General features: G+C 57.5%; 24 protein-coding genes and 1 pseudogene. 10 read left to right on the forward strand and 15 right to left on the reverse strand.

Annotated elements, in window-relative coordinates:
* Positions 1 to 265: 265 nt before the first annotated feature.
* Complete coding sequence (locus tag AC22G1_RS16870; RefSeq protein ID WP_487314397.1) at positions 266 to 943, forward strand: hypothetical protein; 678 nt, start codon at positions 266 to 268, stop codon at positions 941 to 943.
* Positions 944 to 1054: 111 nt separating this feature from the next.
* Positions 1055 to 1414 (forward strand): hypothetical protein, encoded by a 360-nt coding sequence (locus AC22G1_RS16875; RefSeq protein WP_487314398.1) that lies wholly within the window; start codon positions 1055 to 1057, stop codon positions 1412 to 1414.
* Positions 1415 to 1599: 185 nt separating this feature from the next.
* Here AC22G1_RS16875 and AC22G1_RS16880 read toward each other — a convergent pair whose 3' ends face one another.
* The 3 genes from AC22G1_RS16880 to AC22G1_RS16890 form a co-directional block, all read right to left on the reverse strand.
* Positions 1600 to 1965: a hypothetical protein gene (locus AC22G1_RS16880; protein WP_487314399.1), complete on the reverse strand. Its 366-nt coding sequence runs from the start codon at positions 1963 to 1965 to the stop codon at positions 1600 to 1602.
* 89 nt (positions 1966 to 2054) lie between these two features.
* Positions 2055 to 2699, reverse strand: a complete 645-nt coding sequence (locus AC22G1_RS16885; protein ID WP_487314400.1) for a tetratricopeptide repeat protein — start codon at positions 2697 to 2699, stop codon at positions 2055 to 2057.
* 65 nt (positions 2700 to 2764) lie between these two features.
* On the reverse strand, positions 2765 to 3235 hold the full coding sequence (locus tag AC22G1_RS16890) for an SMI1/KNR4 family protein (protein WP_487314401.1): 471 nt from the start codon (positions 3233 to 3235) through the stop codon (positions 2765 to 2767).
* Positions 3236 to 3442: 207 nt separating this feature from the next.
* Here AC22G1_RS16890 and AC22G1_RS16895 point away from each other — a divergent pair, with 207 nt between their 5' ends.
* The 3 genes from AC22G1_RS16895 (at position 3443) to AC22G1_RS16905 (ending at position 5745) form a co-directional block, all read left to right on the forward strand.
* Positions 3443 to 3829: a thiol-disulfide oxidoreductase DCC family protein gene (locus AC22G1_RS16895; RefSeq protein WP_487314402.1), complete on the forward strand. Its 387-nt coding sequence runs from the start codon at positions 3443 to 3445 to the stop codon at positions 3827 to 3829.
* Positions 3830 to 4045: 216 nt separating this feature from the next.
* Positions 4046 to 5353, forward strand: a complete 1308-nt coding sequence (gene yjjJ / locus AC22G1_RS16900; RefSeq protein ID WP_487314403.1) for a type II toxin-antitoxin system HipA family toxin YjjJ — start codon at positions 4046 to 4048, stop codon at positions 5351 to 5353.
* Positions 5354 to 5478: 125 nt separating this feature from the next.
* Positions 5479 to 5745, forward strand: a complete 267-nt coding sequence (locus AC22G1_RS16905; RefSeq protein ID WP_487314404.1) for a hypothetical protein — start codon at positions 5479 to 5481, stop codon at positions 5743 to 5745.
* Positions 5746 to 5864: 119 nt separating this feature from the next.
* Here AC22G1_RS16905 and AC22G1_RS16910 read toward each other — a convergent pair whose 3' ends face one another.
* From AC22G1_RS16910 to AC22G1_RS16925, 4 genes and pseudogenes are all read right to left on the reverse strand, one after another.
* On the reverse strand, positions 5865 to 6716 hold the full coding sequence (locus AC22G1_RS16910; protein ID WP_487314405.1) for an aspartyl protease family protein: 852 nt from the start codon (positions 6714 to 6716) through the stop codon (positions 5865 to 5867).
* Between the two features lie 65 nt (positions 6717 to 6781).
* Positions 6782 to 8074: pseudogene (locus AC22G1_RS16915) on the reverse strand (2-hydroxycarboxylate transporter family protein); the annotation flags it as partial.
* Between the two features lie 294 nt (positions 8075 to 8368).
* Positions 8369 to 9403 carry an acyltransferase family protein gene (locus AC22G1_RS16920; RefSeq protein ID WP_487314406.1) on the reverse strand — a complete coding sequence of 345 codons (1035 nt, stop codon included), beginning with the start codon at positions 9401 to 9403 and terminating at the stop codon, positions 8369 to 8371.
* A gap of 264 nt (positions 9404 to 9667) precedes the next feature.
* Entirely contained in the window at positions 9668 to 10150 is a 483-nt protein-coding gene (locus tag AC22G1_RS16925; RefSeq protein ID WP_487314407.1) for a hypothetical protein, read from the reverse strand.
* A 224-nt stretch (positions 10151 to 10374) separates the two neighbouring features.
* On the opposite strand from AC22G1_RS16925, the gene AC22G1_RS16930 reads away from it, so the two are divergent.
* Together AC22G1_RS16930 and AC22G1_RS16935 are read left to right on the forward strand one after the other, a co-directional pair.
* Positions 10375 to 10797 carry a DUF3192 domain-containing protein gene (locus AC22G1_RS16930; protein ID WP_487314408.1) on the forward strand — a complete coding sequence of 141 codons (423 nt, stop codon included), beginning with the start codon at positions 10375 to 10377 and terminating at the stop codon, positions 10795 to 10797.
* 168 nt (positions 10798 to 10965) lie between these two features.
* Complete coding sequence (locus tag AC22G1_RS16935) at positions 10966 to 11466, forward strand: lysozyme (protein WP_487314409.1); 501 nt, start codon at positions 10966 to 10968, stop codon at positions 11464 to 11466.
* Between the two features lie 60 nt (positions 11467 to 11526).
* Here the strand turns inward: AC22G1_RS16935 and AC22G1_RS16940 are convergent, their stop codons facing one another.
* The gene (locus AC22G1_RS16940; RefSeq protein WP_487314410.1) at positions 11527 to 13137 is read right to left on the reverse strand and encodes a methyl-accepting chemotaxis protein; all 1611 of its coding nucleotides are present in this window, start codon (positions 13135 to 13137) and stop codon (positions 11527 to 11529) included.
* A 163-nt stretch (positions 13138 to 13300) separates the two neighbouring features.
* On the opposite strand from AC22G1_RS16940, the gene AC22G1_RS16945 reads away from it, so the two are divergent.
* Entirely contained in the window at positions 13301 to 13795 is a 495-nt protein-coding gene (locus tag AC22G1_RS16945; RefSeq protein ID WP_487316744.1) for a YgjP-like metallopeptidase domain-containing protein, read from the forward strand.
* A gap of 23 nt (positions 13796 to 13818) precedes the next feature.
* Here the strand turns inward: AC22G1_RS16945 and AC22G1_RS16950 are convergent, their stop codons facing one another.
* The 3 genes from AC22G1_RS16950 to AC22G1_RS16960 all read right to left on the reverse strand — a co-directional run bounded on the left by AC22G1_RS16950 (position 13819) and on the right by AC22G1_RS16960 (position 16936).
* Positions 13819 to 14454 carry a DsbA family protein gene (locus AC22G1_RS16950; RefSeq protein ID WP_487314411.1) on the reverse strand — a complete coding sequence of 212 codons (636 nt, stop codon included), beginning with the start codon at positions 14452 to 14454 and terminating at the stop codon, positions 13819 to 13821.
* 79 nt (positions 14455 to 14533) lie between these two features.
* Positions 14534 to 15865, reverse strand: coding sequence for a methyl-accepting chemotaxis protein (locus AC22G1_RS16955; RefSeq protein WP_487314412.1), 1332 nt, complete (start codon positions 15863 to 15865; stop codon positions 14534 to 14536).
* A gap of 162 nt (positions 15866 to 16027) precedes the next feature.
* The gene (locus AC22G1_RS16960; protein WP_487314413.1) at positions 16028 to 16936 is read right to left on the reverse strand and encodes a GGDEF domain-containing protein; all 909 of its coding nucleotides are present in this window, start codon (positions 16934 to 16936) and stop codon (positions 16028 to 16030) included.
* A gap of 140 nt (positions 16937 to 17076) precedes the next feature.
* Between AC22G1_RS16960 and dbpA the strand changes: the two genes are divergently transcribed.
* Together dbpA and AC22G1_RS16970 are read left to right on the forward strand one after the other, a co-directional pair.
* Positions 17077 to 18462, forward strand: coding sequence for an ATP-dependent RNA helicase DbpA (gene dbpA, locus AC22G1_RS16965; RefSeq protein ID WP_487314414.1), 1386 nt, complete (start codon positions 17077 to 17079; stop codon positions 18460 to 18462).
* Between the two features lie 72 nt (positions 18463 to 18534).
* A complete protein-coding gene (locus AC22G1_RS16970; protein ID WP_487314415.1) occupies positions 18535 to 18720 on the forward strand; it encodes a hypothetical protein in 186 nt (61 codons plus the stop codon).
* A gap of 40 nt (positions 18721 to 18760) precedes the next feature.
* On the opposite strand, the gene AC22G1_RS16975 is transcribed toward AC22G1_RS16970, so the two are convergent.
* From AC22G1_RS16975 to sbcD, 4 genes are all read right to left on the reverse strand, one after another.
* Positions 18761 to 20116 (reverse strand): DEAD/DEAH box helicase, encoded by a 1356-nt coding sequence (locus AC22G1_RS16975; protein ID WP_487314416.1) that lies wholly within the window; start codon positions 20114 to 20116, stop codon positions 18761 to 18763.
* Positions 20117 to 20233: 117 nt separating this feature from the next.
* On the reverse strand, positions 20234 to 20731 hold the full coding sequence (tpx, locus tag AC22G1_RS16980) for a thiol peroxidase (RefSeq protein WP_487314417.1): 498 nt from the start codon (positions 20729 to 20731) through the stop codon (positions 20234 to 20236).
* A gap of 124 nt (positions 20732 to 20855) precedes the next feature.
* Entirely contained in the window at positions 20856 to 24185 is a 3330-nt protein-coding gene (gene sbcC, locus AC22G1_RS16985; protein ID WP_487314418.1) for an exonuclease subunit SbcC, read from the reverse strand.
* On the reverse strand, positions 24182 to 25375 hold the full coding sequence (sbcD, locus tag AC22G1_RS16990; RefSeq protein WP_487314419.1) for an exonuclease subunit SbcD: 1194 nt from the start codon (positions 25373 to 25375) through the stop codon (positions 24182 to 24184). Before sbcD ends, sbcC begins: the two co-directional genes overlap by 4 nt.
* Positions 25376 to 25416: the final 41 nt, after the last annotated feature.

Below are 25416 nucleotides of genomic sequence, written 5' to 3' on the forward strand. Positions count from 1 at the left end.
AGGGCCTTTGGGGCTTCTTTAAATGGAGCGCCCTATGCCTGCTGAATAAGCTGACGAGACAAATTGCTGTGCCTTAAACGCCAAGACAAATAGCAAGTGTTAACCAGGAAATCTGCATGAACTTACGGCATCGAATCGTGAACCGTGCCTTTTGGCAGCGAGAAGCAATGGGCTCCGAGTAGGTCTTGCAAGATTAAACTTCACTCTTGTCTTGAGAATAAAGTCCCGGATAAGCTAAACACCCTTCATGCAGGGATGACCTTAGATGCTAAGTAAGCTATTTATCCTTATTCTCGCCCTTAGCACTCCAGTGCAGGCAGAGCTTTTTGAAGCCATTGACTGCACATCAGGCAAAGACCTCAACTTGGAACCAAACAAAAGGTACCAAAAACCTGCAGCCAAGTTTCAATATGACAAAACTGGTTATGCCGCTTTCTTAGCAAAGTCCAATGATGACGCCAGCATTAGGACAGTGAAAACTCGTATCACAGATATCAATACCGGCAGTTATCAAGTAACCCAAGTGCATATAATGCCTTATGCCTCAACAGTGAAAGAATTGGAGCATTACGAGGTCACCCCCTTTGTCACCTTGCGTCTTGGCAAGATGTTGCTAACAGGAGCCGACTTCGGGGAGCGAGGAGGTGAAGTGATGTTGCTAAGTGATTCGGGTAAAGCCGAGCGACTGGCTGAGGTACGAGTAGATAATATCTATCAAATGCCTTTTGGGGTAATTGTGGTCAGTACTGACCCAGGAATACGCGGCGATAAAGGTGACATCTGGTTACTGAACAACGATTCCAAACTCACCTCCTTATTCACAATCACACAACCCTATAAAAGCCACCAATTGTTAAATGGAGACATACTGCTTGCCAGTTACAGAAACCACTATGAACTTCTCACTCAAAGCGGAGAACTCAAAAGGGTGACATGTAAGTGACTAAATACAAGCTGTGCTGCCTTCGTGGAGTGCTACGCAAGCCGACTTGATAATTCAGCTATAAAAAATACTAATAACAAGAAGATATCTACTTAACTTGAGTAAACTACCATGGGTAAACTAGTTTTCTACGCCTCAGCGCTGCTCCTTACGGGGTGCCTTTACCAAGGTGAAGGCATTGCTGTTTTCGGCATAGAAAATGACACTCCTTATCCAGCACACTATACCGTTACCTGGGATAACACTTCAGCACTGTCACAAGGCAAACTTGGCCAGGGCGAACATATTGAATGGACCTCGGGAATGCGCTCACATAGCCAGAGCGACTCAATGGTAAAATCTGTATCTTCCGTACAGATAGACTTCCCGAATGGCTGCGCCGTTACGCTTAGCCAAGGAGAGATTTACCAAAGCACAATCCAAAGCCAATACACGTTTCTTTTTTCAGAGGCGTTGAAAAAGTGCCCGTAGCATTATCCAGCAAACCATGTGGCGAGTCGTCAAACCGGGTCAGTTGAAGAAACACGGCACCTAAATAGCTGTGCCGAATAGTAGATAACTCTGAGCAGCCCCGGAGTCCATGTTTTCGAGGGCTGTAGCAGCATGGAATGGCTCACAATTAGGAACTGTTATTTATAGTCACTGGCAAGAACAAGCTATTGCGCCTTGCCAACACTCCAGATTTCACTGACCTGAGTCTTTCCATCCAGTGGTGTAAATTCCTCCAACCGCCCAAGATACTGAACGGTGTAGGAAACCGGATAACGGGGCTCATCCGGCCTAATTATCAAACCGCACTGATAGGGATTTGGACGGCGCTTAGTTTTTTGCAGCGTCTCGGAAAATCTCATATGATCTTCAACGAGCCCTTGATGCTTGCTGGTATTTTCCTGCTCTAACCGCCCTAGCAGTAACTCCGTCGCAGTATCAACACGCTTCGCCATGGCCTCTTGGGCATATCCCTCAGCCAAAACCGGCAGGGAGAAAGCGACCGACAATACGGCTATCAACAACTTATGCATTTATTCCCCTAGTCCCGCATCAACTGCCCATCAGCTGAAAGATATACTCCTTTTTTAAAGGGAACAATATTCCTATATCGCTCTAAGCGTTAATTTTCACAAACCCCAAAACTATCAAAGCCATGCTGGTTGTTAGCAATACACTCCCATTCCTCACTGGCTTTTTTATCGGCTGGCACATCAAAACCCTGGCCTACAATACGCGAGAGCGTTAGCTGTGCGACCTTGTTGTCTTGCTCAGCGGCGCGTCTTAACCAATAGTATGCTTGGAGATTATCTTGTTTAATGCCGTCATCACCATGCAGATAAAAAGTACCAAGCAAGTATTGCGATGTTTCCAGCCCTGCACTTGCACTCTCTGTAAGTAATTTAACACCTTTATCTGTATCCAATGGTACAGCCCCCGGTGCAGACTCTTGCAGGTAAATCAACGCCAATAACTCTTTGCTTCTTGGCTCTTTGTTTTTTGATGCTTCGAGCAGCTTAAGGGCTTTAGGGATATTCACCGGGACATTTCGGCCCTTTAATAACACTTGGGCATAAACATATTGTGCTTGTGGGCACTGCGCAGCTGCGGCATCAACAATCATGGCAAGCCATTTATTAAAATGACCTTCGTCTCTTGAAAAAATCGTATCTTCCATACTTGATAGTGACTGACAGGCCTCCTCGCTTCCATCTTTAAGTTGTTGGCCGCTAGCACCTTTCTCTGCGAAAATCAGCAGAATGAACAATATGAAAAAAAGTCTTACATGCACCGACACACTCCCCAAAAATTGATGAATTCAACCCTTAGAAATTAATCAGAAAAGGAATTAACTCTCACTAAGTTCATAAACTCATCGAAGTTTTTGCAGACATATTTGAAAGCTCGATCATCGGGCAGTATAAAATCCAGATTAGCAAAAATAACAGCGGGTTCGCCATCAGTAAGCTGATGGTAATCTAAGCAAAGTCGGGTTTGCGGGCTACAGATAGCAAAGACAACAATATGTGAAAGATCTACTGGGCAATCAGTTCTAACTTGATCGGTATTGGCATCGATAGTATAGCTATTGCGATCATGCTTACCACGACAGCAACAAAAATTTTGCATTCTAACGATAGGGCCACCATTCACTCTCATCTTGAATTTACTTGGCCGAAACCCCTGTTTAGTCCGTAGAACCTCTTTAAGGAGTTCAGGAAAGGAGTGGCCTATCGCTTTTTCTTCTTCAGCTATTTCAATATCAGTAGCGCCAGGTATTTCCAGATAGTCATAATATTCCATAGTTTGCTCCTTGCTAAAGGTTAACGACCTTCCAATGTCTTTATAAAAATAATATGACGCCACTAAAGATACCCGATTAAGTTGATTTTTAGTAGCTTAGAATAAATATTTAACACGCATTTTCTGCACTTATCTGGCTATCAAATTTTTTCTCATCAAAGCTAACACCACGCCCTTGCGTATGCCCTGCGCAAAAGGAGGTTCACTTTGCCAACCCTTATTCTCTTCTTTGACGGCTATTGCCCGCTTTGCGTTAACGAGGTGCAGCATTTGCGCCGCCTGGACAAGCGCTGCGCTTTGCAGTTTGAAGATATTCAGCACCCAGACTTTGCCGAGCGGTGGCCGCAGATTGATAAAGCCGAGGCTGGCCGCATTTTGTTGGGGCTGGATAATTGGACACTTATCAAAGGCCTGGATGTGACCCACAAGGCTTGGTCTTTGGTGGGGCGCGGCTGGTTGACGGCGCCGCTGCGCTTGCTACGCGGCCTAGCTGACCGGCTTTATCTGTGGTTTGCCGCCAATCGCTACCAGGTGTCGGGTTGGTTGCTGCCCGGCTCTCGCTGCACCGAAGGCCGTTGCCAGCCGCCACGATGAATAATGCCCTGCCGGGCAATGCAGGGCGCTTTTATCGAGCCCAACAGTCACCCAAACATACGCTCACCAGTGTGAGCCGCCTGAACCGCTCCCCGTATCTCTTCACTCCCCCACCATTATCTATTCAGATACCACCAAAAACTTGCCTTAACCTATTGATATAGCTAACATCAAACCAAGATAAATCTATTCAAGTATCTATTCACGAATCTCGTCATGACCGATGCTATCCGTACCCTGTTGTTAACCGAAGGCCGCAGTACCACTGAACTGGCAAAGCTCAGTGGCTTGAGCCAGCCCACCGTGTCGCGCCGCTTGCGCGACATGGGTGAGGCGGTATTGGCGGTAGGTAAAGCCAGGGCCAGTCGCTACTTTTTAAGGCGCACTGTCAGCGGCCATAATCACTGGCCACTATATCGGATAGACGAAAGCGGCAAGGCGGCGCTGCTGACCACCTTGTATTCGGTATACCCGGCCGGATATCTGAGCCTTTCGCCCGACGGCAGTTTTGAGTGCTTTGAAAGCCTGCCCTGGTGGCTGGCAGATATGCGCCCCCAGGGCTTTATGGGCCGGGCCTTAGCCAGGCAAATCACGGCAACGCTGCACTTGGCAGAAGACCCTCGGGATTGGAGCGATGACGAGGTGTTAATCGCCCTTAGTACTCAGCCTCGCGATACCTTCGGCAATCTGTTGGTGGGAGAAAAGGCGTATCAGCAGTGGCTGCATGACGCGCCAACCGCCATCAATAAACCCGCTCTGCAAGGGCTTGCTGAGCAGGCCATGGCCGGTGAGCCGGTGGGGTCTTCGGCGGCCGGGGAACAGCCCAAATTTGCCTGCTATTTAGACGGTGAGCATTGCCTGGTGAAGTTCTCTGCGCCCCTTGCTAAAGAACAGGCCAGGCGCTGGGGCGACTTGCTGATTTGCGAGGCACTGGCGCTGGCCGTGCTTGATGAGGCCGGGCTTCGCAGCGCCCATTGCCACATCATCGAGCAAGCTAACCGCTATTTTCTGGCCAGTAAGCGCTTTGACCGCTGTGGCGCACTTGGCCGCCGGGGGCTGATATCGCTGGCCATGCTAGATGCGCAGTTTGTCGGTGACGCTACCAGTAATTGGCCTCGGCTGGTGGCAGCCCTTGCCAGGCAAAATGTGGTATCTGAACAGGCCGCTATTGATGCCAGCAGGGCCTGGTGCTTTGGCCGCCTTATCGCCAACAGCGACATGCACCACGGTAATCTCTCTTTCCTTTATGACGGCCAAAAGCCACTGAGCCTGGCCCCCATCTACGACATGTTGCCCATGGCCTTCGCCCCTAGCCGCCAAGGCGATATGCGTGACGAGCCACTGGCGCCCGTATTGAGCGCCGAGGTTGCCGGCGAGCACTGGCGCTGGGCCTGGCAACCGGCCCTCACCTTTTGGCAGCGGGTTAGCAAGGATTTAGGGGTCAGCGAGCCCTTTCGGCAACTGGCAATCGAGCAAGGCGCTCAGCTCCTTACCCTGAAAGACGCCCTTGAGCGCATGGCATAAGACAGCCGATCCACTCCCTAGCGACGGCCCAGCCCAGCTAATCAACTAGTTACAAAACGGCGCTACCGGCTAGCAATTGTTGCAGATAAGCTGGCGCTCAAACTGATTGTGAAGAGAAGCCAAGGATGAAGTGCCCCAAGTGCCAGGTTGAGGTGAAGCATTACTTTGCGGTGTTATCGGGCCCTGGCCGATTCCCCTGCCCCCACTGCGCCAGCACCGTGGCGCGGCGCATCAATATGCTGAAGGTGGGGCTTATCGGGCTGCCGTTGCTGCTGCTCTATATCTTTTTGCTTCAGCCTTTGCTGACGGCGGCGGGCATTGAATTTCACTATGCCGCGCCGCTGATTTTTGCCTTTGCCATGCTGAGCGCCGTTGAGCTAAAGCGCTACTAGGCTGGCGGCTGGGGCATCTATATCCATGGCTTGGGTCATGCTGCTGTTTACCCTGGCCAGCGCCGCCACCGTACTGGGTAAGTCGCCGGCCAAGGCCATGGCCTAAGGGGAAAGGGCGGTTAGCCGCGCTTTGGCACCTGAATTTGCAGCTCGCCGCGCGGGAAATCCAAGGCGTAGCCTTGCAGGAGATCCAGTACATCCACCCCCAGGGTGAGCATGGGTTGCGAGGTGTCGTCACCGGCGGAGAAATACACCGGCACATGGCTAAGGCGCATGCCGCCAAGCTCGATGCTGTCCAGCTCGGCCTTTTTCACGCCTTGGCCGCTGCTGGTGGCGCCGGTGATCTGCCCGCCGTCGCTAAAGTGCGGGTCGTCTTTGTTCCAGCCAAGGGCGTTTAACAGGGCGGGGTTGGCCAGGGTTACCGCTGCGCCGGTGTCGATAAGGGCATGAACCTCAATGCCATTAACCTTAACCGGCACTACCAGCAGGCTGCCGTCGCGGGTTTCCCCCTTGATGGTGATATCCCCTTTGGGCGCCGGGCCAGACACCTCGGCACGTAGCTCTTTGCCTTGGGCATCAAAAACCAATTTGCCCCCGGCAAAATATTCCATGCCGATGATGCCAGCTGCCGGGGTGGAGTTGGGGTTAGGGAGCTTTAAAAGGCCCACTTGGCGCTGGTCAAAAAAGCGGGAAGAAAAGCGCTCTACCGGATACATCTGCGCCTGAGTGGAGCCGGTGGCACCGTTGATGCGAAGGCCGCTGTCCATGGTGCTAAGGCCCAGCTTGTCGCCCAGCCGTGGCGACAGCAGGCTGCTTTGCGCGGCGGTATCGACAACAAAAAAATAGGGCCCTTGGTCATTCACATAGGCCTGGGTAACAGGGCGGCCACGGTTGTCGTAGCGCATCTCCTGGGCGTTGCCCGCCAGGGGAGAAGCAGACAGAGACATCAGCAACGTCAGGGTTGACAGCATGGGGTAAGCATCCGGCGATAAAGGCAGGGCTCAACGCTATCGCCAAATGCTTACCCCAATCTGGCCTACCCCAGGAAGTGGTTAAGGAGCAGCAGCGCCACCGACACGTTAATGGCACCGCCGATGCGGGTGGCGATTTGCGCGAAGGGCATCAGCACCATGCGGTTACCGGAGCTCAAAATGGCCACATCACCAGTGCCGCCCTGGCCGCTTTGGCAGCAAGAGACAATGGCCACGTCGATGGGGTACATGCCCATCTTGCGGCCCACCACAAAGCCGGTGGCCACCAGCGACAACACCGTCACCACTATGACCAGCAGGTTGGAGAGGGTGAAGGCCGCCATCAAAGATTGCCAGGGGGTAATGGCTACGCCGACGGCAAAGAGGATGGGGTAAGTGACAGCTTGTTGGAAGAAGCGATACACCATGCGCGAGCCTTCCAGCATTTTGGGCGACACCCCCTGGCACAGCTTGATCAGCACGGCGGCAAACAGCATAGCCACCGGCGCCGGCAGGCCTGTCCACTTCTGGGCCAGCATGCCCACCATGTACAGCAAGATGGCAAGCAGCGCCCCGGCGGCGATGGTAGACACATCAAACACCGGGTTGCCCTGGTCGTTGAGGTTGGCTGCGGCGTCATGTTTATCGCCCGGCAGCAGCCGGCCTTCGCCGGTCAGGTGCGGGTAGCGTTTGCCCAGTTGGTTCAGCACCCCGGCGGTGATAATGGCCACCAGGCTGCCCAGCATCACCATCGGCAGAATTTGGCCAAAGGCCACGCCCTGCTCCATATGCAGCACTGTGGCATAACCGATGGAGAGCGGTATTGCCCCCTCCCCTACGCCACCGGCCATGATGGGTAACACGATAAAGAAAAAGGTGTGGAAAGGGTCCATGCCAAGGGCCAGCCCCGCCAGCATGCCCAGGGCCATGCCTACCACTTCGCCACAGGCCATGGGCACGAAGATCCGCAAAAAGCCCTGAATAAGCACCTTGCGATTCATGCTCATGATGCTGCCGACAATGATGCAGCAGATGTAGAGGTAGAGAATGTTGGTGGATTTAAAGTAGTGGGTAACCGAGCTGACCATGGCGTCGGGCAGCAGCTGGTAATAGACCAGCGCCGAGGGGATAAAGGTGGCACAGATGGCCGCCGCCCCCAGTTTACCCAGCAGCGGCAAGCGCTTACCGAACTCACCGCAGGCAAAGCCGAAGAAGGCCAGTACCGCCGTCATCACCACCATATTGCTGGGGAACTCGCCGTCCAGGCCATCGATGAGGATAAGCACCCCGGCCAGCACAAAGATGGGCAAGGGGATGATGCCGACTTTCCAGTTATCGAGAATATGCCACCACTTCTGAGCCCAGCCGTTGCCGGGCGCAGAAGCCTGCGTAGAACTGTTGGGAATGCTCACTGCAAAAGCTCCGCTGCCGTAAATTGAATATTTTTATGGGTTGTTGGCAATCTAGAATTTAAATTCTTGGCCGACAATTCGACTAATAGCTAGTGGTATAAATCTATTTTTCGGCGATTAAAAGCCAATAAATTTAATGCACAAAATAAAGAAAATGCACTTAAATAAAATAAGAACATTCCATAAACAAAAGCCGCCACATTAAAAAACGTGGCGGCCTTTTTTATATCCCTGATGATGTTAGCAGCCGATGACCATCCGGCTTTTATCGCCCAGCAGTGGCTTGAGCAGTTTAATCAGCAGCACGGTGCCGTAGAGCAGGAACAGGAACAGCAGCAGCGACAACCCAAGACTGGCCAGCACAGTTTGGTGCTCACCCAGGTAGCCGTGCTTGAGTAGATAATAGTGGCCGTTGCCCCAAGCCAGGGCCAGCAGCGGGTGCAGGAAGAAAATGGCAAAACTGAGGTTGGCCAGCATGCAAAGGTGGTCCGATATTTTTTGCCAGGTCAACCGCTCGCAAAGGCCGATAAGCAAAATGCACAGCCCCATCTTCTGGATAAATTGCAGGTCTACCCCGCCGTATTTAAACGGCGCCTTATGGTAATTACCCAGGTGTACCCAGACTTCAGATTGCAGCCAGACAGTGGCCACCAACGCCAGCAGCGACAGTGTAAAAAGGTAACGGTAGTACTGGCGAAACCAGGGCAGGTACTGGGAATAAAGCATGCCCAGCAAGTAAAAGGGGGTGAAGTACACCATCGATTGCAATGGGTCGACGTTACCCAATGGCCGGTGCATGAAAATGGCGGTTACCGAGAACACCAATAAGGTTGTCAGCTGCGCCGCAGCGGGCAGCCGAATGTAGTGCATGTGCAGCGGCGAGCACAAAAAGGTGAGCATGATAAAGGGAATGTACCAGTGCGGGAAAAGCACATAGCCGTTTTTCACTTGCTCCCAGCCACGGCCTACCGCCGCCTGCCAGGTGCTGCCGTCAATCAGCATTGACCCCGCCAGCCCCACCAGCAGCCCCACCAGGGACACACATAAAAAGGGTAAAAAGACGTTTTGGGCCTTTTTCACCATGAAGTCTTTGTATTCAAAGCGCTTGTAAAAAATGCGGTGGAAAAAGAAGCCGGAAATAAACACAAAAACACCGGTGCCGCCACGCACCAGGTTTTCCAACCACACCGGGAACCCGTGGTTGGAATTAACCACAGAGTGGCCCAGCAAAATCACGACAATAGCCAGCCCCCGCAACAGATCGAACTCGATCAAACGGCCGCTTGGGGGTGCCGCCACTTTGGCAGCACTTTCAGAAGGAGGGGTGATCACAACAGCGCCATTCACAGTTGACACATCCAGGACCCACAACAAAAAAGAGGCTTAATACTACTCTTTAGCGCACCCGCCACCAGTGGTGCGCCAAGAATATTTTTAAATTTAGAGAGTCTTATCAGACGCGCCGCTAAAAAACGCCGCGCCAGCCAGCTACCGTTAAGCAAACCCTACAAATATTTAACCATTTCAGACAGTTGCAGCCTACTGTGGCGAAGAGCTAGCCCCGCCCAGCAATGCCTGGTATTGCCCGCATACCCGGTTACGCTCCGCCACCTTGCTTTTGTCGGCCATGGCCTGGACCCGTAAGTCTCCACATTGACGCTTCAAGGTTGCCACCTGGCCGGCGCCGTAATCGCTGATCTGCGCCACCATCAGCCGGAAATTGGCTGCCGCCTGGCAAAACATGTTTTTATGGCGCTGCTCCTGTACCTGCTGACAGAGTTCGCCAAAAAGGGCCTTGGCGTTTTGAGTGCAGTGGCTGTAGCGGCTGGCATCTTGCTGCTGGTCAAAACACACCGAGTGGCTGTCGACACGCCACAGCAGGTGGTTAAAACGCACGGTTTCGCCCCGGTAGGCCACCGCTTCGTTAACCACGGTGGTGTTCATGCCGTCCTGCCAGTAGCGGGTCAGCCATTCGGCGGGCAATTGCAACACGGATGTTAATGCCAGTAAGGCTAAGGTCATGGCGTTCTTCCTTGAACAAAAAATAAGGGCCCTGGCCAGGGGCCAGGGAGCGGGCTCAAACCAGAAAATCCATCTATTTGTTTACTTTCAATGAGTTGAAATCAATTCCAGCAACACAAACAGGCATTTGCAAATACCCGCTTACAAAGCTGCGGTTTACAGCTGGCGTCTGCTGATGTTTCATAACAGGCTCATTAATGAAGCGCAAATGTTAAGGAATAAACATGAAAAGCAAAATGCCCTGGGTGGTGGCCGCCATTGTGCTGGCTTACGCTGCCTACGTTGGCATGGTGCTGATCTTTTATCAGCCCTCGGTAGACAACATGAGCTGGGAAGACCGCCAGGCCTATAACCAGAGCAAGTTGGCCGAATTGAAACTGGGCCTGAGCACCGAGCACATCCACCAGTTGATGGGCAGCGCCGATTTCAGTGAAGCCAAGTTCAGCCAGGGCAAAGCCCTGACCATTCTGTTTTATCGCACCCACCAGACCAAATCCGATGGCATCACCACCCGTGACGAATGCACGCCGCTGCTGTTTAGCGACGACAAACTGATTGGCTGGGGCCAAGACACCTATCAGCAATACCTTGCCGCCCTGGCCGACCAACCTGCTGAGGCTTCCGCCAGCCTGACCGCCAGCCACTAAGGGGTTAGCTAGCATGGCCATCGGCCAGGTCTTTTTGCCGGCTTTTTCAATCAAACCTCCACGGCGCGCTATTAATTAAGCAGCAAAACATGGACGGGGAAGGCCTTCCCCTTACCGGCAGCTAGCGGCTGCGGTTTGCTAAGCGCCTGTCACAACGGAGGTGAATTGATGAACGCCTTATCCCTAAGCCCTCAGGGCCTGGATCTTTTAAAAAGCATCGAGACCCTGGCCCTCAAACCCTACGACGACCAAAACGGCAATGTGATCCACCAATGGGTGCCTGGCGCCACCATCGGCTACGGGCACCTTATCAGCGAGGCGCAGTGGCCCCTTTACGCAGAGGGCTTGAATGTGGCCGGCGCCGAGGCCCTTTTTAAAAGTGACCTGGCCCCTTTTGAACAAGCCGTAAACCGCCTGGTTACCCGCACCCTCACCCAGTACAAGTTCGATGCCTTGGTGATTTTGATGTTCAACATCGGCATTGGCGCCTTTAGCAGCTCGTCGGTGCTCAAATTGGTGAACGACCCCGCCACACCCACCCCTTATGCGGATTTAGAGGAGGCGTGGAAAGCCTGGAATAAATCCCAGGGCAAGTTCAACCAGGGCCTGGCCAACCGCCGCGCCGCCGAGTGGAACCTCTACAGCAAGGGCATTTACCAGCGCTGGTAAATGAGGCGAAAGCCTATGGCCCGGCACTGCGCCGGGCCACAGGTATTCAAACGAGAGGGGTTAGACGGAGAAGCGTTTGACCTGCCCTGCCAGTTGGTTGGAATTACTCAGGGTTTGCTGCACCGACTGGCTGACCTTGCTGGAGATCTCTTTTATCCGCCCTGACATCTGCGCCAGTTCGCTGAGGTTCTCGTTGATGGTCTCGGCCACCTTGCTTTGCTCTTCGACGGCGCTGGCGGTCTGGGCGCTAAGGTCGTAGATACGCTCCGAAGCCCCTTGCACCCGCTCCAGAGCCGCTTTGGCCGCCTCGGTGTGCTCTACCGTGTCCCTGGCCATGGTGACATTGGCGGAAATGGCGCTGACCGCCTTGCCAACGCCGTTTTGCAGCTCGTTGATCATGGCCTGGATATCGGTGGTAGACGCCTGGGTGCGGCTGGCAAGGGTGCGCACCTCATCGGCCACCACCGCAAAACCCCGGCCCTGCTCGCCGGCCCGGGCTGCTTCAATGGCGGCATTGAGGGCCAACAGGTTGGTCTGCTCGGCAATGCCGACAATCACATCCAGCACCGAGATAATGCGCTCAGAGCTTGCCGACAGTGCATTGATAACCTCGGCAGCGTCGCTTATCTGTAGTGACAGTTCCTGCAGCTGGCTGGTGGAGTTGTCCAAAGACGCCATGCCGCTGCGGGTCATGCTGGCCAGCTGCTCGACTTCGGTTACGGTGCCAGTGGCGTTTTGGGCCACTTCGCGGGTAGCGGCGCTCATCTCTTCAATGGCGGTAACGATAAGCTCCAAAGACTGGTTTTGCTTGTCGCTAAGGTCGGCGGATTGGTCGGCCCCTTTGCCGATATCTCCCATTTCCCTGCGGATACCGTCGCAACCGGCCTTAACCTTCATGATGAGCCCGGCCAGTTTGCCGACAAACTCGTCCACCTCGCGGCTCAGCTCGCCGGTTTCGTCCCCGGCCTTGTTGTTGATGCGCCGGCTAAGGTCGCCGTCCCCCGAGCTTATCTCCCGCACCCCACGGGTGACCTTGTTGATGGCCAGGGCAATGTTGCGAGGCGCCAGCCAGGCCAGGGAGATACTGCTCAGCAGCACCAAGCCAGCCAGTACCAGCACCACCTTTTTAAAACTGTCGGCATAGGCGTTGCTTTGCGCCTTTTCATCGGCAGCGATGGCGGTTATCAGCTCTTCAGATTTGTCATAAAGGCCGCGCAGGCGCGAAAAATGCTGGCTATTGGCGCCAGCCAAGAGGGCCGAGGCCTTGGCAAGGTCAGTGTCTTGCAGCGCCATCACTTCTTCACTGCTTTGCTGCCAGGCACGGTAAAAGGCGTCAAAGTCCCCCAACAGCTGCTGCACCTGTGGCAGGCCAGCGGCCATCTGGCGAAAGCTGTCCATCCGCTCGAAAGCCTGGCGGGCATTGCTGCGGGCGTCTTCGGCCAGGGCCGGGCTGTGGGCAGGGTCATAGACCAGGTTACTCAAAGCCAGGCGCGACTGGTAGAGGTCCCGGTCGGCGTTTTGGATAAGGCTAACTCCCGGTGCATAGCGCCCAACATTGTGCTGAAGGTACGACACCAGCAGGTAAGTACCCACGACCACAACCAAAAACACGGCACTCATTACCGAGAATGCCAGGGTGTACTTGCCTCTGATGGTGGTAAAAAGCCCCATGATGAAAGATCCTTCTTCCGTGATTGTGTGGCAGGTGGTGCCGGTGGCAGGATAAGGGCCTTTTCATGGGCCCTGATGGTTAAATAGACAATCCCATGTTTAATTCAAGGCGATATGCCAAATATGGCGCCAAAAGTGCGGATTTAAGGCAGAGGAACGACAACTGGCCATGCTGAAATACCTGCAGGGGTATCCCGAATCTATTCAAGCTCAAGCCCGAGATCTCATCGATAACGACAAGCTCGGCCTCTACCTCGAGCGAAAATACCCCGAGCGCCACCAGGTGCAGAGCGACAAGGCACTTTACCAACTGGCGCGGGAGCTAAAAGAGCAGTACATGCGTAACGCCCCGCCACTGGCCTCGGCGCGCTTTGATGCCAAGCTCAGCCCGGTCAAACACACCCTGGGGCTGCACACCTACCAGGCCCAGGTGCAGGGCAGCAAAATCAAAACCCGCAACAGCCTGACCATCGCCGCCCTGTTTCGGGAGGGGCCGCCGGAGTTTTTAAGCATGATATTGGCCCACGAGCTGGCCCATTTTCAGGAAAAGGACCACAACAAGCGCTTCTACCAGCTGTGCTGCCATATCGAACCGGCTTATCACCAGTTGGAGCTGGACACCCGGCTCTGGTTGACCTGGCGCGACAGCCAAAAATAAAGCCCCGCATTGCGGGGCTTTTTTCAACCTTTCTTCAAAAGGTAATCAATCAGCTCGAAGTAGCGTTTAATCGCATCACCCTCGCCTTCCGGGGGCGTCAGCAACTTGTATTTACCGGCCACCACCACGGTAGGCACCGCGGTCAGGTTGATGCTTTGCTCCTCTTTGAGGGTGCGCTGCAGGTTGTTCATGGTTTCGAAGCTGGTCATGGCTTCGTTAAAACTCTTCTGGTCGATATTGTGGCTCTTTAAGAAGCCGTTGATATCGTTTTGGTCGGGCAGGCGCCGCTCTTTGGTCTCCAGATTGTGGTAGAAGTCCATCAGCGGGGCAAACAGCTTGCCGTTGCCGGTTTCATAGAGTGCGAAAAAGATATGGGCATCCAGCACCCAGCGCTTGGGGCCGATACCGGGCTTGCGCACGATTTCGACGTTGGGATGGTCTTTTTCATACTGGAGCATGTAGGGGTTGAGGGCCTGGCAGTGCGGGCAGCCCAGCCACAGGTATTCAACCAAAAAGGGTTTGTCGGTATCGACGGTGACAGGGGTCTTCAGTACCTCGTAATCGGTACCTTCTTTAAAATCCACCCCGGCAGCAAAGGCCTGGCCCATGGCGGTAAATACCAGAACCAGGCCGGCCAATAGCATCTGATGACGTTTCATAACAGCTTCCGATGATAAAAACCTTATGCTGCCCAATAGTGCCGGCAGATACCAGTTTTTGTTCGCCGAGGCTGCCGGGTCAGTCTTGGCGCCGCACCTGGCTGGCCAGCCGCTCCACCGCTTCTACCGCCCGCTGGGCGCCACCGCGAATACCGAGGATCATGGCATCAGCCTGGCGGGCCAGCTCGGCGCCCTGGGTGGCGTTATCCAGGCAGCCTTCCATATCGGTAATGGCGCCGTCTGTACCCTGCTGAATTTGGGTGATCATCTGGGCGATTTGCGCCGTGGACTCGGAGGTGCGCTTGGCCAGCTTGCGCACTTCATCGGCCACCACCGCAAAGCCCCGGCCCTGATCGCCAGCGCGGGCCGCCTCGATGGCGGCATTGAGGGCCAGCAGGTTGGTCTGGGCGGCGATATCGCCGATGGTCTCGATGATGGAGGTTATCTGCCGAGACTGCTGGCCAAGCTCACCCAAGGACTGGGACGATTGCCCAAGGCGCGCGGCGATGTGCTGCATCTGCGCGGCTGCCTCTTGGATGATACCGGTACCCTTTACCGCCATTTGCTCTGTTTCTACTGAAATATCAAAGGCCTGGGAAGCTTGCTCGGCCTCTTGCTGGTGGCGCTGCACCTGATTGGTGACATCGGAGGCAAACTTGACGATGCGGGTCACTTTGCCTTTGTCGTCGACGATGGGGTTGTAGCTCGCTTCCAGCCACACCGCGTCGCCACGGGCGTTGCGCCGCTCAAACTGGCCGGAGATAAACTGGCCGCGCTTGAGTTTGTCCCAAAAGGCGCGGTACTCGGCACTGCGGGCATAGCCTGGCTCGCAAAAGAGGCTGTGGTGCTGGCCCTGAACCTGCTCCAGGCGATAGCCCATGGTGGCCAGGAAGTTGTCGTTGGCGTCGGTGACTCGCCCTTCGGTGTCAAAGGAAATAACCGCCATCGCCTTATGCAGGGCCGACAGCTGGCTGCGGGCCACCTGGCCACTGCGGACTTTCTCGGTGACATCAAAGGCCAGCTTGACGATGCGCTGCACCCGGCCGTTTTTGTCCAGCAAAGGGTTATAGGAAGCTTCAAGCCATAGGGTCTCACCGGCCCGGTTGCGCCGCTCAAAGCGCCCGGCGGCAAACTCGCCCCGGGCCAGCTTGTCCCAGAACTGGCGGTATTCGGGGCTGGTGGCAAAGGCCGGCTGGCAGAACATGCGGTGGTGCTGGCCCTCTATTTCTTCCAGCCGGTAGCCCATCAGGTTCAGGAAGTTGTCGTTGGCCTGCAATACCCGCCCGTCAGGGGTAAAGCTGATCAGCGCCTGGGCGCGGCTCAGGGCGGTGATGATGGCCTCCTTGTCTGCCAGTGACCGCTCCATGGTCTCGACCTTTTCTTGCAGTAAACGTGAGCGACGAAGCAGCATAGCAGGGGCCCTCAGAGTAAGGAGGCGAAATTGTAGAGAAAACAGGCGGGTTTACAGCTGGTTTTATTTTGTTCTGCGATCAACTTGGCATTTTGTAAACATCGAGATTTAGATAAGCCTTAACGATGATTGGGGTCGATACGGCGCCCGGCCGGATAAGGATCATCGCCCTTGCCGCCATAGCGGCGGCTCCTCGGGTTGCGCCAGGGCCACCTGGTTGCGGCCGCCATGCTTGGCCATATACAGCGCTTTGTCGGTGCGGCTCAGCAGCCCGTCCAGCCCCTCATTGGGGAGTAAGGTAGCTGCGCCGATACTCACCGTCAGCTCAAGCTGGGGCGCCAACCGCTTGGCTACCGCCAGCCTCAGCGCCTCGGCATAATGCAGCAGCTCGTCTTCTGCCATGGCCGGCAGCAACACCGCAAACTCCTCGCCGCCCAGGCGCACCGGGTAACCGGGGGCGCTGCTTCTGCCGAGCAACGCGCCAAGGTCACGAAGCACCGCATCGCCAGCGCTGTGGCCAAGGCTGTCGTTCACCGCCTTGAAATGGTCGAGATCCAGCATCAACAGCGATAACCCCTGGGCCTGCATCCGCTCAGCCTGTATTTGGAAGAAGCGGCGGTTACCAAGCTGGGTAAGGGGGTCAAAATGGGCCAATTGCTCCAGCTGCCCCTGCACCCGGACAAAATGCTCAAGCAACCGAAAAAAGCCTAGGGCGGTAATGGCCATGCCCAGCACCCGCACCATGTCCTCTCCCCAGGTGGCCAGCCACAACGGCTGGCGGGTGATTTCGTCCATTACGTCCACGCTGGCGCTCATCACCCACAGGCTAAAGCCCAGGGTCAGCAGCAAATAAATGGGTTTGGGCAGGTCCACCATCTGGGTAAAGACCAGGGTGACCAGGATGATAAGAAACACCAGCAGCTCGGCAATGCCGCTTGGCATCCACAATTGGCGAATGGGCAGATGGGCCAGCCACAGCCAATGGGCCGCCACCAGCAACACCAGGCAGCAAAGCAGCAAGGCCAGGTAGAGGCAGCGGCGCGGGGTCAGGGATTTTCGGGATAACAGCATTGCCAATTCCATAGCGGCAGATGCCTGCAAGCATTGTCCCGGCCGGGTTCTTATGCAAGTCGGGCGCTCTTTACTTTGCTATTGGCACAAAGCTGTATACTATCCGCGCGCCCCTTCGCCCCGCCAACCCAGGAACCGCCGTGAGCCACAACGATTTCTCCACTCTGCCTTTAAACGACGCCCTGGTGGCCAACCTGGCCGGCCTTGGCTACCAGTCCATGACCGCCATCCAGGCCCAGAGCCTACCGCCCATTTTGGCCGGCAAGGACGTGATAGCCCAGGGCAAGACCGGCTCCGGCAAGACCGCCGCCTTTGGCCTCGGCCTTTTGCATCACCTGGACGTTAAGCAGTTTCGTATTCAGGCACTGGTGCTGTGCCCCACCCGCGAACTGGCCGACCAAGTAGCCAGCGAGATCCGCAAACTGGCCCGCGCTATTCACAACATCAAGGTGCTGACCCTCTGCGGCGGCATGCCTTTTGGCCCGCAAGTCGGTTCCCTGGAGCACGGCGCCCATATTATTGTCGGCACCCCGGGCCGGGTGGACGACCACCTGCGCCGCGGCACCTTGCAGCTCAATCACTTGCGCACCCTGGTGCTGGACGAAGCCGACCGAATGCTGGATATGGGCTTTAGCGAGGTGATTGACGGCATCATCCAGCAGACCCCGGCCAGCCGCCAGACCCTGATGTTCAGCGCCACCTTCCCGGCCGAGATTGAAGCCATTGCCCGGCGGGTGATGCGCAGCCCCGAGCGGATAGAAGTCAAGGCCGGCCACACCCCGCTCAGCATCAACCAGCAATTTTTCCTGGTGGCGGACGACACCCAGCGCCGCCAGGCGGTGCAGCTGCTTATTCAGCAATATCGCCCGGCCTCGGCGGTGGTGTTTTGCAACACCAAGCGCGAAACCCAAGACTTGGCCCAAGCCCTCAGTGGCCGCGGTTTTAGCGCCCTGGCCCTGCATGGCGACCTGGAACAAAAGGACCGCGACCAGGCCATGGTGCGCTTTGCCAATAAAAGCGCCACGGTGCTGGTAGCCACCGATGTGGCGGCCCGGGGCCTTGACGTAGAAGCGCTGGATCTGGTGATCAACTACCACCTGGCCTTCGAGCCTGAAGTACACGTACACCGGGTGGGCCGCACCGGCCGGGCCGGCAACCAAGGGGTGGCCTGCACCCTGTTCAGTGCCAAAGAGAGCCACCGGTTGATGGCCCTGGAAGAAAAGCTGGGTATCGAGGTGGCAGAATCGCCCCTGCCCGACGCCGATCTGCTGCGCCAGCCGCCCTACAGCGCCGAGATGGTGACAGTGCAAATTGACGGCGGCAAACGCCAGAAACTGCGCCCCGGCGATATCGTTGGCGCCCTCACCCGCGACAAGGCCCTGGAGGGCGATCAGGTGGGTAAAATCCAGGTCTTTGAAGACTGGGCCTTTGTGGCGGTGCCGCAGGCCAAGGCCCAGGTGGCGCTCAAGCAGCTTGGCCACAGCATCAAGGGCAAGCGCTTTCGGGCACGGCTTATCACCAGCTAAGGCTTTGTTAATACAAGGCCCCCATGCTGGGTTTCTGGCAGCCGTGCCAGAAACCATTAACGGGTACGCCTTATGAATATCAATGCAACCAATAATGCCCAGGTTCAACAACTGGCCACGCAGCAAGCCCAGGCACAGGCGCCGGTGCAGCCACAGCAAAGCGCCGCCCCTGACAACGATGGCGACAAGGATGATGGCGTTATGACCAGCTCCCGCCCCCAGGGGCCGCTGGGTAACACCATCGATGTCGAAGCCTGATTGGCTTTAGTCACAAAAAAAGCGCCCTAAGGCGCTTTTTTTATTGGGGTTTCGGGCCTGAAGGCCGGCGCCGACGGCGCCTTTGCTGGCCTTCACCGGCCGGGCCTTGCTGGCCCTGACGCTGGCCACGGTGCTGGCCTTGAGTCGGGGCGTCGCTCTTGGGCGAGCGCTGGCCGTCTTGGTGGGCCTTGGGCTTTTTCGGCTTTTTGGGGCGCTGCGGCCGGGTATCAAGGCTGGTCTCGGGCAGCAGGTTTATCGGCTCAAATTCCGGCAACTTCTCGCGCGGCAGCACCTGGCCTATCAGCCGTTCGATGGCTTTGAGCTCTTTCATCTCTTCGCTGCACACCAAAGACACCGCGTGGCCGCTGGCGCCGGCGCGGCCGGTGCGGCCGATACGGTGCACGTAGTCTTCAGCGACGTTGGGCAGGTCAAAGTTCACCACTTGGGGCAGTTGGTCGATGTCCAGACCGCGGGCGGCGATATCGGTAGCCACCAGGGCGCGCACGGCGCCAGCCTTGAAGTCGGCCAGGGCTTTGGTACGGGCGCTCTGGCTCTTGTTGCCGTGGATGGCGGCGGCGGTGATCTGGGCGCTTTCCAGCTGTTTGGCCAGGCGGTTGGCACCGTGCTTGGTGCGGGTAAACACCAGCACCTGCTGCCAGTTGCCGTCGTCAATGAGCTTGCACAGCAGCGGCGCCTTGCGGTTTTTGTCCACCGGGTAAATGGCCTGCTCTACCCGCTCGGCAGTGCTGTTGGGCGGGGTAACGGAGATCTCTACCGGGTTGTTGACCAGGCCCTTGGCCAGGGCGCGGATATCGTCAGAGAAGGTAGCGCTGAACAGCAGGTTCTGGCGCTTGGGCGGCAGCAGCGCCAGGATCTTCTTGATATCGTGGATAAAGCCCATGTCCAGCATGCGGTCGGCTTCGTCCAGCACCAGCACTTCAAGCTGTTTAAAGCGCACGGCGTTCTGCTGGTACAGGTCCAGCAGGCGGCCAGGGGTGGCCACCAGCACGTCGGCGCCGCGGCGCAGCCCCATCATCTGCGGGTTTATCTTCACACCGCCAAATACCACTTGGCTGCGCAGCGGCAGATGCTTACCGTAAGTTGCCACGCTCTCGCCTACCTGGGCGGCCAGCTCCCGGGTGGGGGTCAGCACCAGGGCACGTACCTGGTTGCCCTGCACCTTGTTGCCGCCAGCCAACAGGTGCAGCAGCGGCAAGGTGAAACCGGCAGTTTTACCGGTGCCGGTTTGGGCCGCTGCCATCACGTCCTTGCCTTCAAGAACGGCAGGAATGGCCTGGGCCTGGATCGGGGAGGGATGCTGATAGCCTTGTTCGGCTACCGCATCAAGAAGAGCCGGGTTCAATCCCAGATCAGCAAAAGTGAGGCTTTGGGTCATCAAACAGCCAGGGCGATAAAAAGGATGGCGGATAGTAACACCATGGGCACCAATAACCGAAATAACGGATAGAAAAAAGGCAGCCCTGGGGCTGCCTTTTCATCAAGCCGGGCCGATTTACAGCACGGCCAGGGCGGCCTCGTAGTTGGGCTCGTCGGCAATTTCGCTCACCAGTTCGGTGTGCAGCACGTTGTTGTTTTCGTCCAGCACCACCACAGCGCGGGCAGCCAGGCCGGCCAGAGGGCCGTCGCCGATGGCAACGCCGTAGTCTTTGAGGAACTCAACGCCGCGCAGGGTAGACAGGCTCACCACCCCTTCGATGCCTTCGGCGCCGCAGAAACGGGCCTGGGCGAAAGGCAGGTCGGCACTGATGCACAGCACCACGGTGTTGGCGAGGCTGGCGGCTTTTTCGTTGAACTTACGCACGGAAGTGGCGCAAGTGGGGGTGTCAACGCTTGGGAAAATGTTGAGGATCTTGCGCTTGCCTGCGAATGCTTCCAGGCCTTTGTCGGACAGGTCGCCCGCAACCAGCTTGAACGCCGGGGCGGTGGCACCCTTGGCGGGCAATTCGCCATTCACAGAAACCGGGTTGCCTTGCAGAGTAACGGTTGCCATAAAAACTCCTTGATTGATTCTGGCCTTGTAAGGGAGCCAATGCCCCCTTGCTGCCGTGCCAGTCTGGGCCAGAGTGCTTCACTCCACAAGCCCTGACACGCAAAAAACTTATCGCAATAATCGATTACCCAGTAACAGCAAAACGGCTGTCGAGCCGCGAGTAGCCCATGCCAGCGCCCTTGTGCACCTTCAGCTGCACCGGAATGCGATCTTTAAGTGCCTCGACGTGGCTGATAACGCCAATCATCTTGCCGTCGGCATTGAGGTTATCCAGGGCGTCCAGGGCCAGCTCAAGGGTGTCGGCGTCCAGGGTGCCAAAGCCTTCGTCGAGGAACAGCGAATCGATGGCGCTTTTTTGGCTGACCAAGTCTGATAACGCCAGCGCCAGCGCCAGGCTCACCAAAAAGCTTTCGCCGCCGGAGAGGGTGCGGGTGTCGCGGGCCACATCGGCCTGCCAGCTGTCCAGCACCTCCAGGTCCAGCTCGGCGCCGGCCTTGCGGCGCAGGCCATAGCGGCCGTGGAGCCTGTCGAGGCGCTGGTTGGCCAGATGCACCAAATGATCCAGGGTCAGGCCCTGGGCAAAGCGGCGGAACTTGGCGCCGTCAGCCGAGCCAATCAAACCGTTAAGGTGCTGCTGGATATCGAGCTCGGCCTTTTGCGCTTGCAAAGTGGCGGCCAGCCCCCCCAGCTCCTGGCGGGCCTTGGCGTCACTTTTCAGGCGGGTGTCCAGGGCGCCGTCCTGGCTGGCAAGCTCGCGCAGCTGCTCGCGAAGCTTAAGCTCCTCGGCCTGCAAGGCCTCCAGGGTGGCGCCATCGGCTTTGTCTTTACCCAGTACCTGCAAGCGCGCTTTCAGATCCTGCACCCGGCTTTGGGCGGTAATAAGGGCGTCGTGCAGTCGCTGCTCCAGCTCCGTAAGGCGCTGCTGCTCGTCAGCAGGCAAGAGGGCGTCGTGAAAGGCCGCTTCGTCTTTGAAGGGACTGTCTTTAAGGCCCTGCTGCCACTGGCCCAGGGCCTCGCTCTGCTGGCCATCGAGCTCTTTGAGGCGCTGAAGTAGCGCTTGGTGTTCGGCGGCCAGGGTCTTTTGGCTATCCAGCAGCGCCGTATAGCGCGGCTCCAGCTCGCCAAGCTCAACACCTGCAGGGGCCGCGTCCAAGGCTTGCCGCTCACCCAAGCGCTGGCGCCAGCGGCCAAGGGCTTCGTCCAGGCGCTCCTGGCGGGCGCCGTGCTGCTGCACTGCTTTATCCAGTTGCTGCTGGCGGGCCTGGGCTTCTTGATAGGCGCCAATGCGCTGCTCGCAGCTCTCTTGCCACTGGCCATCGGCCGCCAGGCCTTTGGCTTCGAGGCTGTTGGCAAAGCGTTGCTGGCTATCAGTAAGGGCCTCGCCTTCTTTTTGCAGCTGCCGGGCGCTGTCGTCCAGTTGGCGCTGCTGCTGCTCAATGCTTTTTTGGGCAAAGCCCAGCTGATCCTGGGCCTTATCGGCATCGAATTTGGCTTGTTGCCAGCCTTGCTGGGCGGCATCGGCAGCGCTGGCGGCGGCCTTGATGGCGGCCATGGTGCCGTCCAGCTCCTCAAGGGCCTTGTTAAGCGCCGCCAGGCTTTGGCCGCCCAGTTGCTGCTGGCCTTCGCCAAGGCTTGCCGCCAGTTGCGCGCTTTCTTGTTGCAGCTGCGCCAGCCCCTTCTGGTGCTGCTCTATCTGCACCCCGAGACTGGCGCCGCTGTTTTTAACCTCGTCGAGTTCTTCTGTCAGCGCCTTTAAGCGGCTGGCGGTGCCTGATTGGCTCAGGGCGCTGTAGTCGCTGATGCCGGGGTGCTGGGCGCTGCCGCACAGCGGGCAAGGCTCGCCGGCTTTGAGGTGCTGGCGGTAATGGGCCAGCTCGCCGATGAGTTTTTCCTGCTCGAGGAGCGTTTCTTTGTCTTTGACCTGCTCGCGCAGCACCTTGTAGCGCTCACGCAGCTGCTCACGCTGCTGGCCAAGGGCCTGGATGCTGCGCTCGGTATCCGCGATGTTTTGGCGCAGTTGCTGCTGGCGCGCCTCGCCCTGCTGCTGGGCCTGGGCCAACGGCAGCAGCCGCTGCTGGGCCTGCCAATGGCTTTGCCATTCATCGAGGCTATGGCCGTCCAGGCGCTGGGCCAGGTTGTGTTGGGCTTGCTGGAGATGCTGCTCGGCAAGCGTTGCCTGCTGCTGGGTATCGCTCAGGCGCTGCTGCTGGCCAATAAGGGCCTGACGGCCGGCGTCCACCTGCTGCGCCAGTTGCTGCTGGCGGCTTTGGCCTTGCTCAAAACGTTGCTGCTCAAGGCCAAGCTGCTGCTGCCATTGGCGCCAGCTGCCGAGCTCGGCGGCCAGGGCGCTGTCTTGCTGATGCTCGCCAAGCCAGGTTGCCAGGCTTGCCAGTTCTTGCTGGCAGCTCGCCAATTCGCCGGCAGCGGCGCCGAGCTGCTGGCGGGCCAGGCACTCGCCCTGCTGGGCCAGTTGCTGCTCTTGCTGGCCCATGTCTGCCAATGTGCGACCAAGCTCTTGCTCGCGCTCGCGGCCGGTAGCAAGCTCCTGGCCCAGCTGCTGCCAATGGCGGTAAAGGGGCCGCAGCGCCTCAGCAGGTTTGGCGGCTTTGAGTTTTTTAAGGCTCGGTTCGGCCTGTTGCCACTGGGTTTGAGCTACTTCCAGTTGCGCACTGGCCTGGGCCATCTCGGCGGTGGCGCCGTCCAGTTGTTTGCGCCAATCCAGTTGGGTGCTCACCTTACGCAGCTGCTCGTTAAGGCCCTGCTCTTGGGTGCGAAGGGCCGCCAAGGCCTCGCCCAGCTGCTGACGCTCCTCATCAGTGAGCACCGCAATTTGCCCAGCCCGGGCTTCCAGCACCTTGACCTCTTCGGCCAGGGCGCGGGTCTCTTCAAACACCTTTTGGGAGAGCTGGCCGTAGATGTCGGTGCCGGTCAGCTCCTCCAAAAGCTCGGCGCGCTTGTTGGCGTCGGCGTTCAAAAAGGCGGCAAAGCCGCCCTGGGCCAGCAGCATGGACATGGTAAAGCGGCCGAAATCGAGGCCGGTCAGCTCTTCGGTGAGCTTGAGCTTGTCGTTGATTTTGTCGGTGAGGATCTCGCCATCAAGGCGGGCCAGCTCCACCTTGGGGGGCTGCAACTTGCCGTCGGGGTTGTCGCGGGCGCGGCGCTGCTGCCAAAAGGCCCGGTAACCCTGGCCTTTGACCTCGAATTCCACCTCCGCCAGCGCCTCGCTGGTGTGGCGGGTCATCAGCTCGTTGCTGGACTGAGACACCGTCTTCATGCGCGGCGTCTCGTGGTAAAGGGCGAGACAAATGGCGTCCAGCAGGGTGGTTTTGCCGGCGCCGGTGGGGCCGGTGATGGCAAAAAGGCCGTTGCCAGCAAAGGGCTCGGCGCTGAAGTCGATTTTCCACTCCCCTTTGAGGGAGTTGAGGTTTTTAAGGCGCAGGCTGAGGATCTTCATTTGGCCTCCCTAAGGGCGGCCAGGGTGGCTTGGTAACGCTCGGTCAGTGCCAGGTTAAGCTCGCCGCTCAGACCCTCGCTGGCCAGACGCCGGGCAAAGACTTCTTCGGGGTTGAGCTCGTCGAGGGTTTCGCGGTGCTCCCGGATGATGCCCTGCTGCTGTTGGCGCTCGCGGCGAAGACGCAGCAGATCCGCCGGCAAGCCGTCCAGCTGCTCGGCCACCCGTGCTTGCAGGTCACTAAGATACTGCTGGCTAGAGAGCACCACTTCCAGCCACAACCGCTCGCCATCGGCCAGGGTTTCAGTCAAGGGCTGCACCTGGGCTCGGATGCCTTCCAGCTCAGAGCGCACGCTGGCCAGTGGCTGAAACCGGGGCACGGCTATGGGGGTCACCGAACGCAGGGCGCCGTCTAGCTCCACCAGCAGCACTTCTTTTTGCTGGCGCGCTTCGTCAAAGCTCAAGGGGATAGGCGAGCCGCTGTAGCGAATGTGCTCAAGGCCGCCCACCTTCTGGGGCCTGTGGATATGGCCAAGGGCAATGTAGTCGGCCGGCGGGAAAGCATTGGTGGGAAAGGCTTCCAGGCTGCCCACGTAAATCTCCCGCACCGACTCCGAGGCGCTGGCACCGACCGTGGTGAGATGGCCTGTCATCACCACCGGCAGGCCGCGGGCTTTGGCCTGTTCATAAAGCCCTTGGTAATGGGCCTGAATGGCCTGCTGCATGCCCAGCAACTTGGCCTGGCCGTCTTGCCCCGCTTCGCTTTGCAGCAACTCGCGAGGCCGCAAAAAGGGAATGGCGCAAAGGGTGGCCGCCGCCTCGCCACTGGCACCATGCAGGGTAAGCAGTTGGTTGGCAGCGCCCTCCCCCACCGAGGCCACCACCTGGGTACCCAGCGCCCCCAGCAGCGCCTGGGATTCTTCCAGCACCGCCACCGAGTCGTGGTTACCCGCCAGCACAACGAGTTGACACCCTTGTTCCTTCATCCCCAGCACCAGGCTGTTGTAAAGTTCTCTTGCATAGCTGGGCGGAGTGCCGGTATCAAAGATATCGCCAGCAATAACAACCACATCCACCTGGTTGGCGGCAACGGTATCAAGCAGCCAGGCGATAAGGGCGCCATGCTCGGCCTGGCGGGTTTTACCCATGAAGTGCTGGCCCAAGTGCCAGTCGGAGGTGTGAAGGATCCGCATCGATTCAAGATTGCCTGAAGTTTGGTCGCTACTTTACTGGG

Source organism: Gallaecimonas zhanjiangensis (assembly GCF_057624825.1).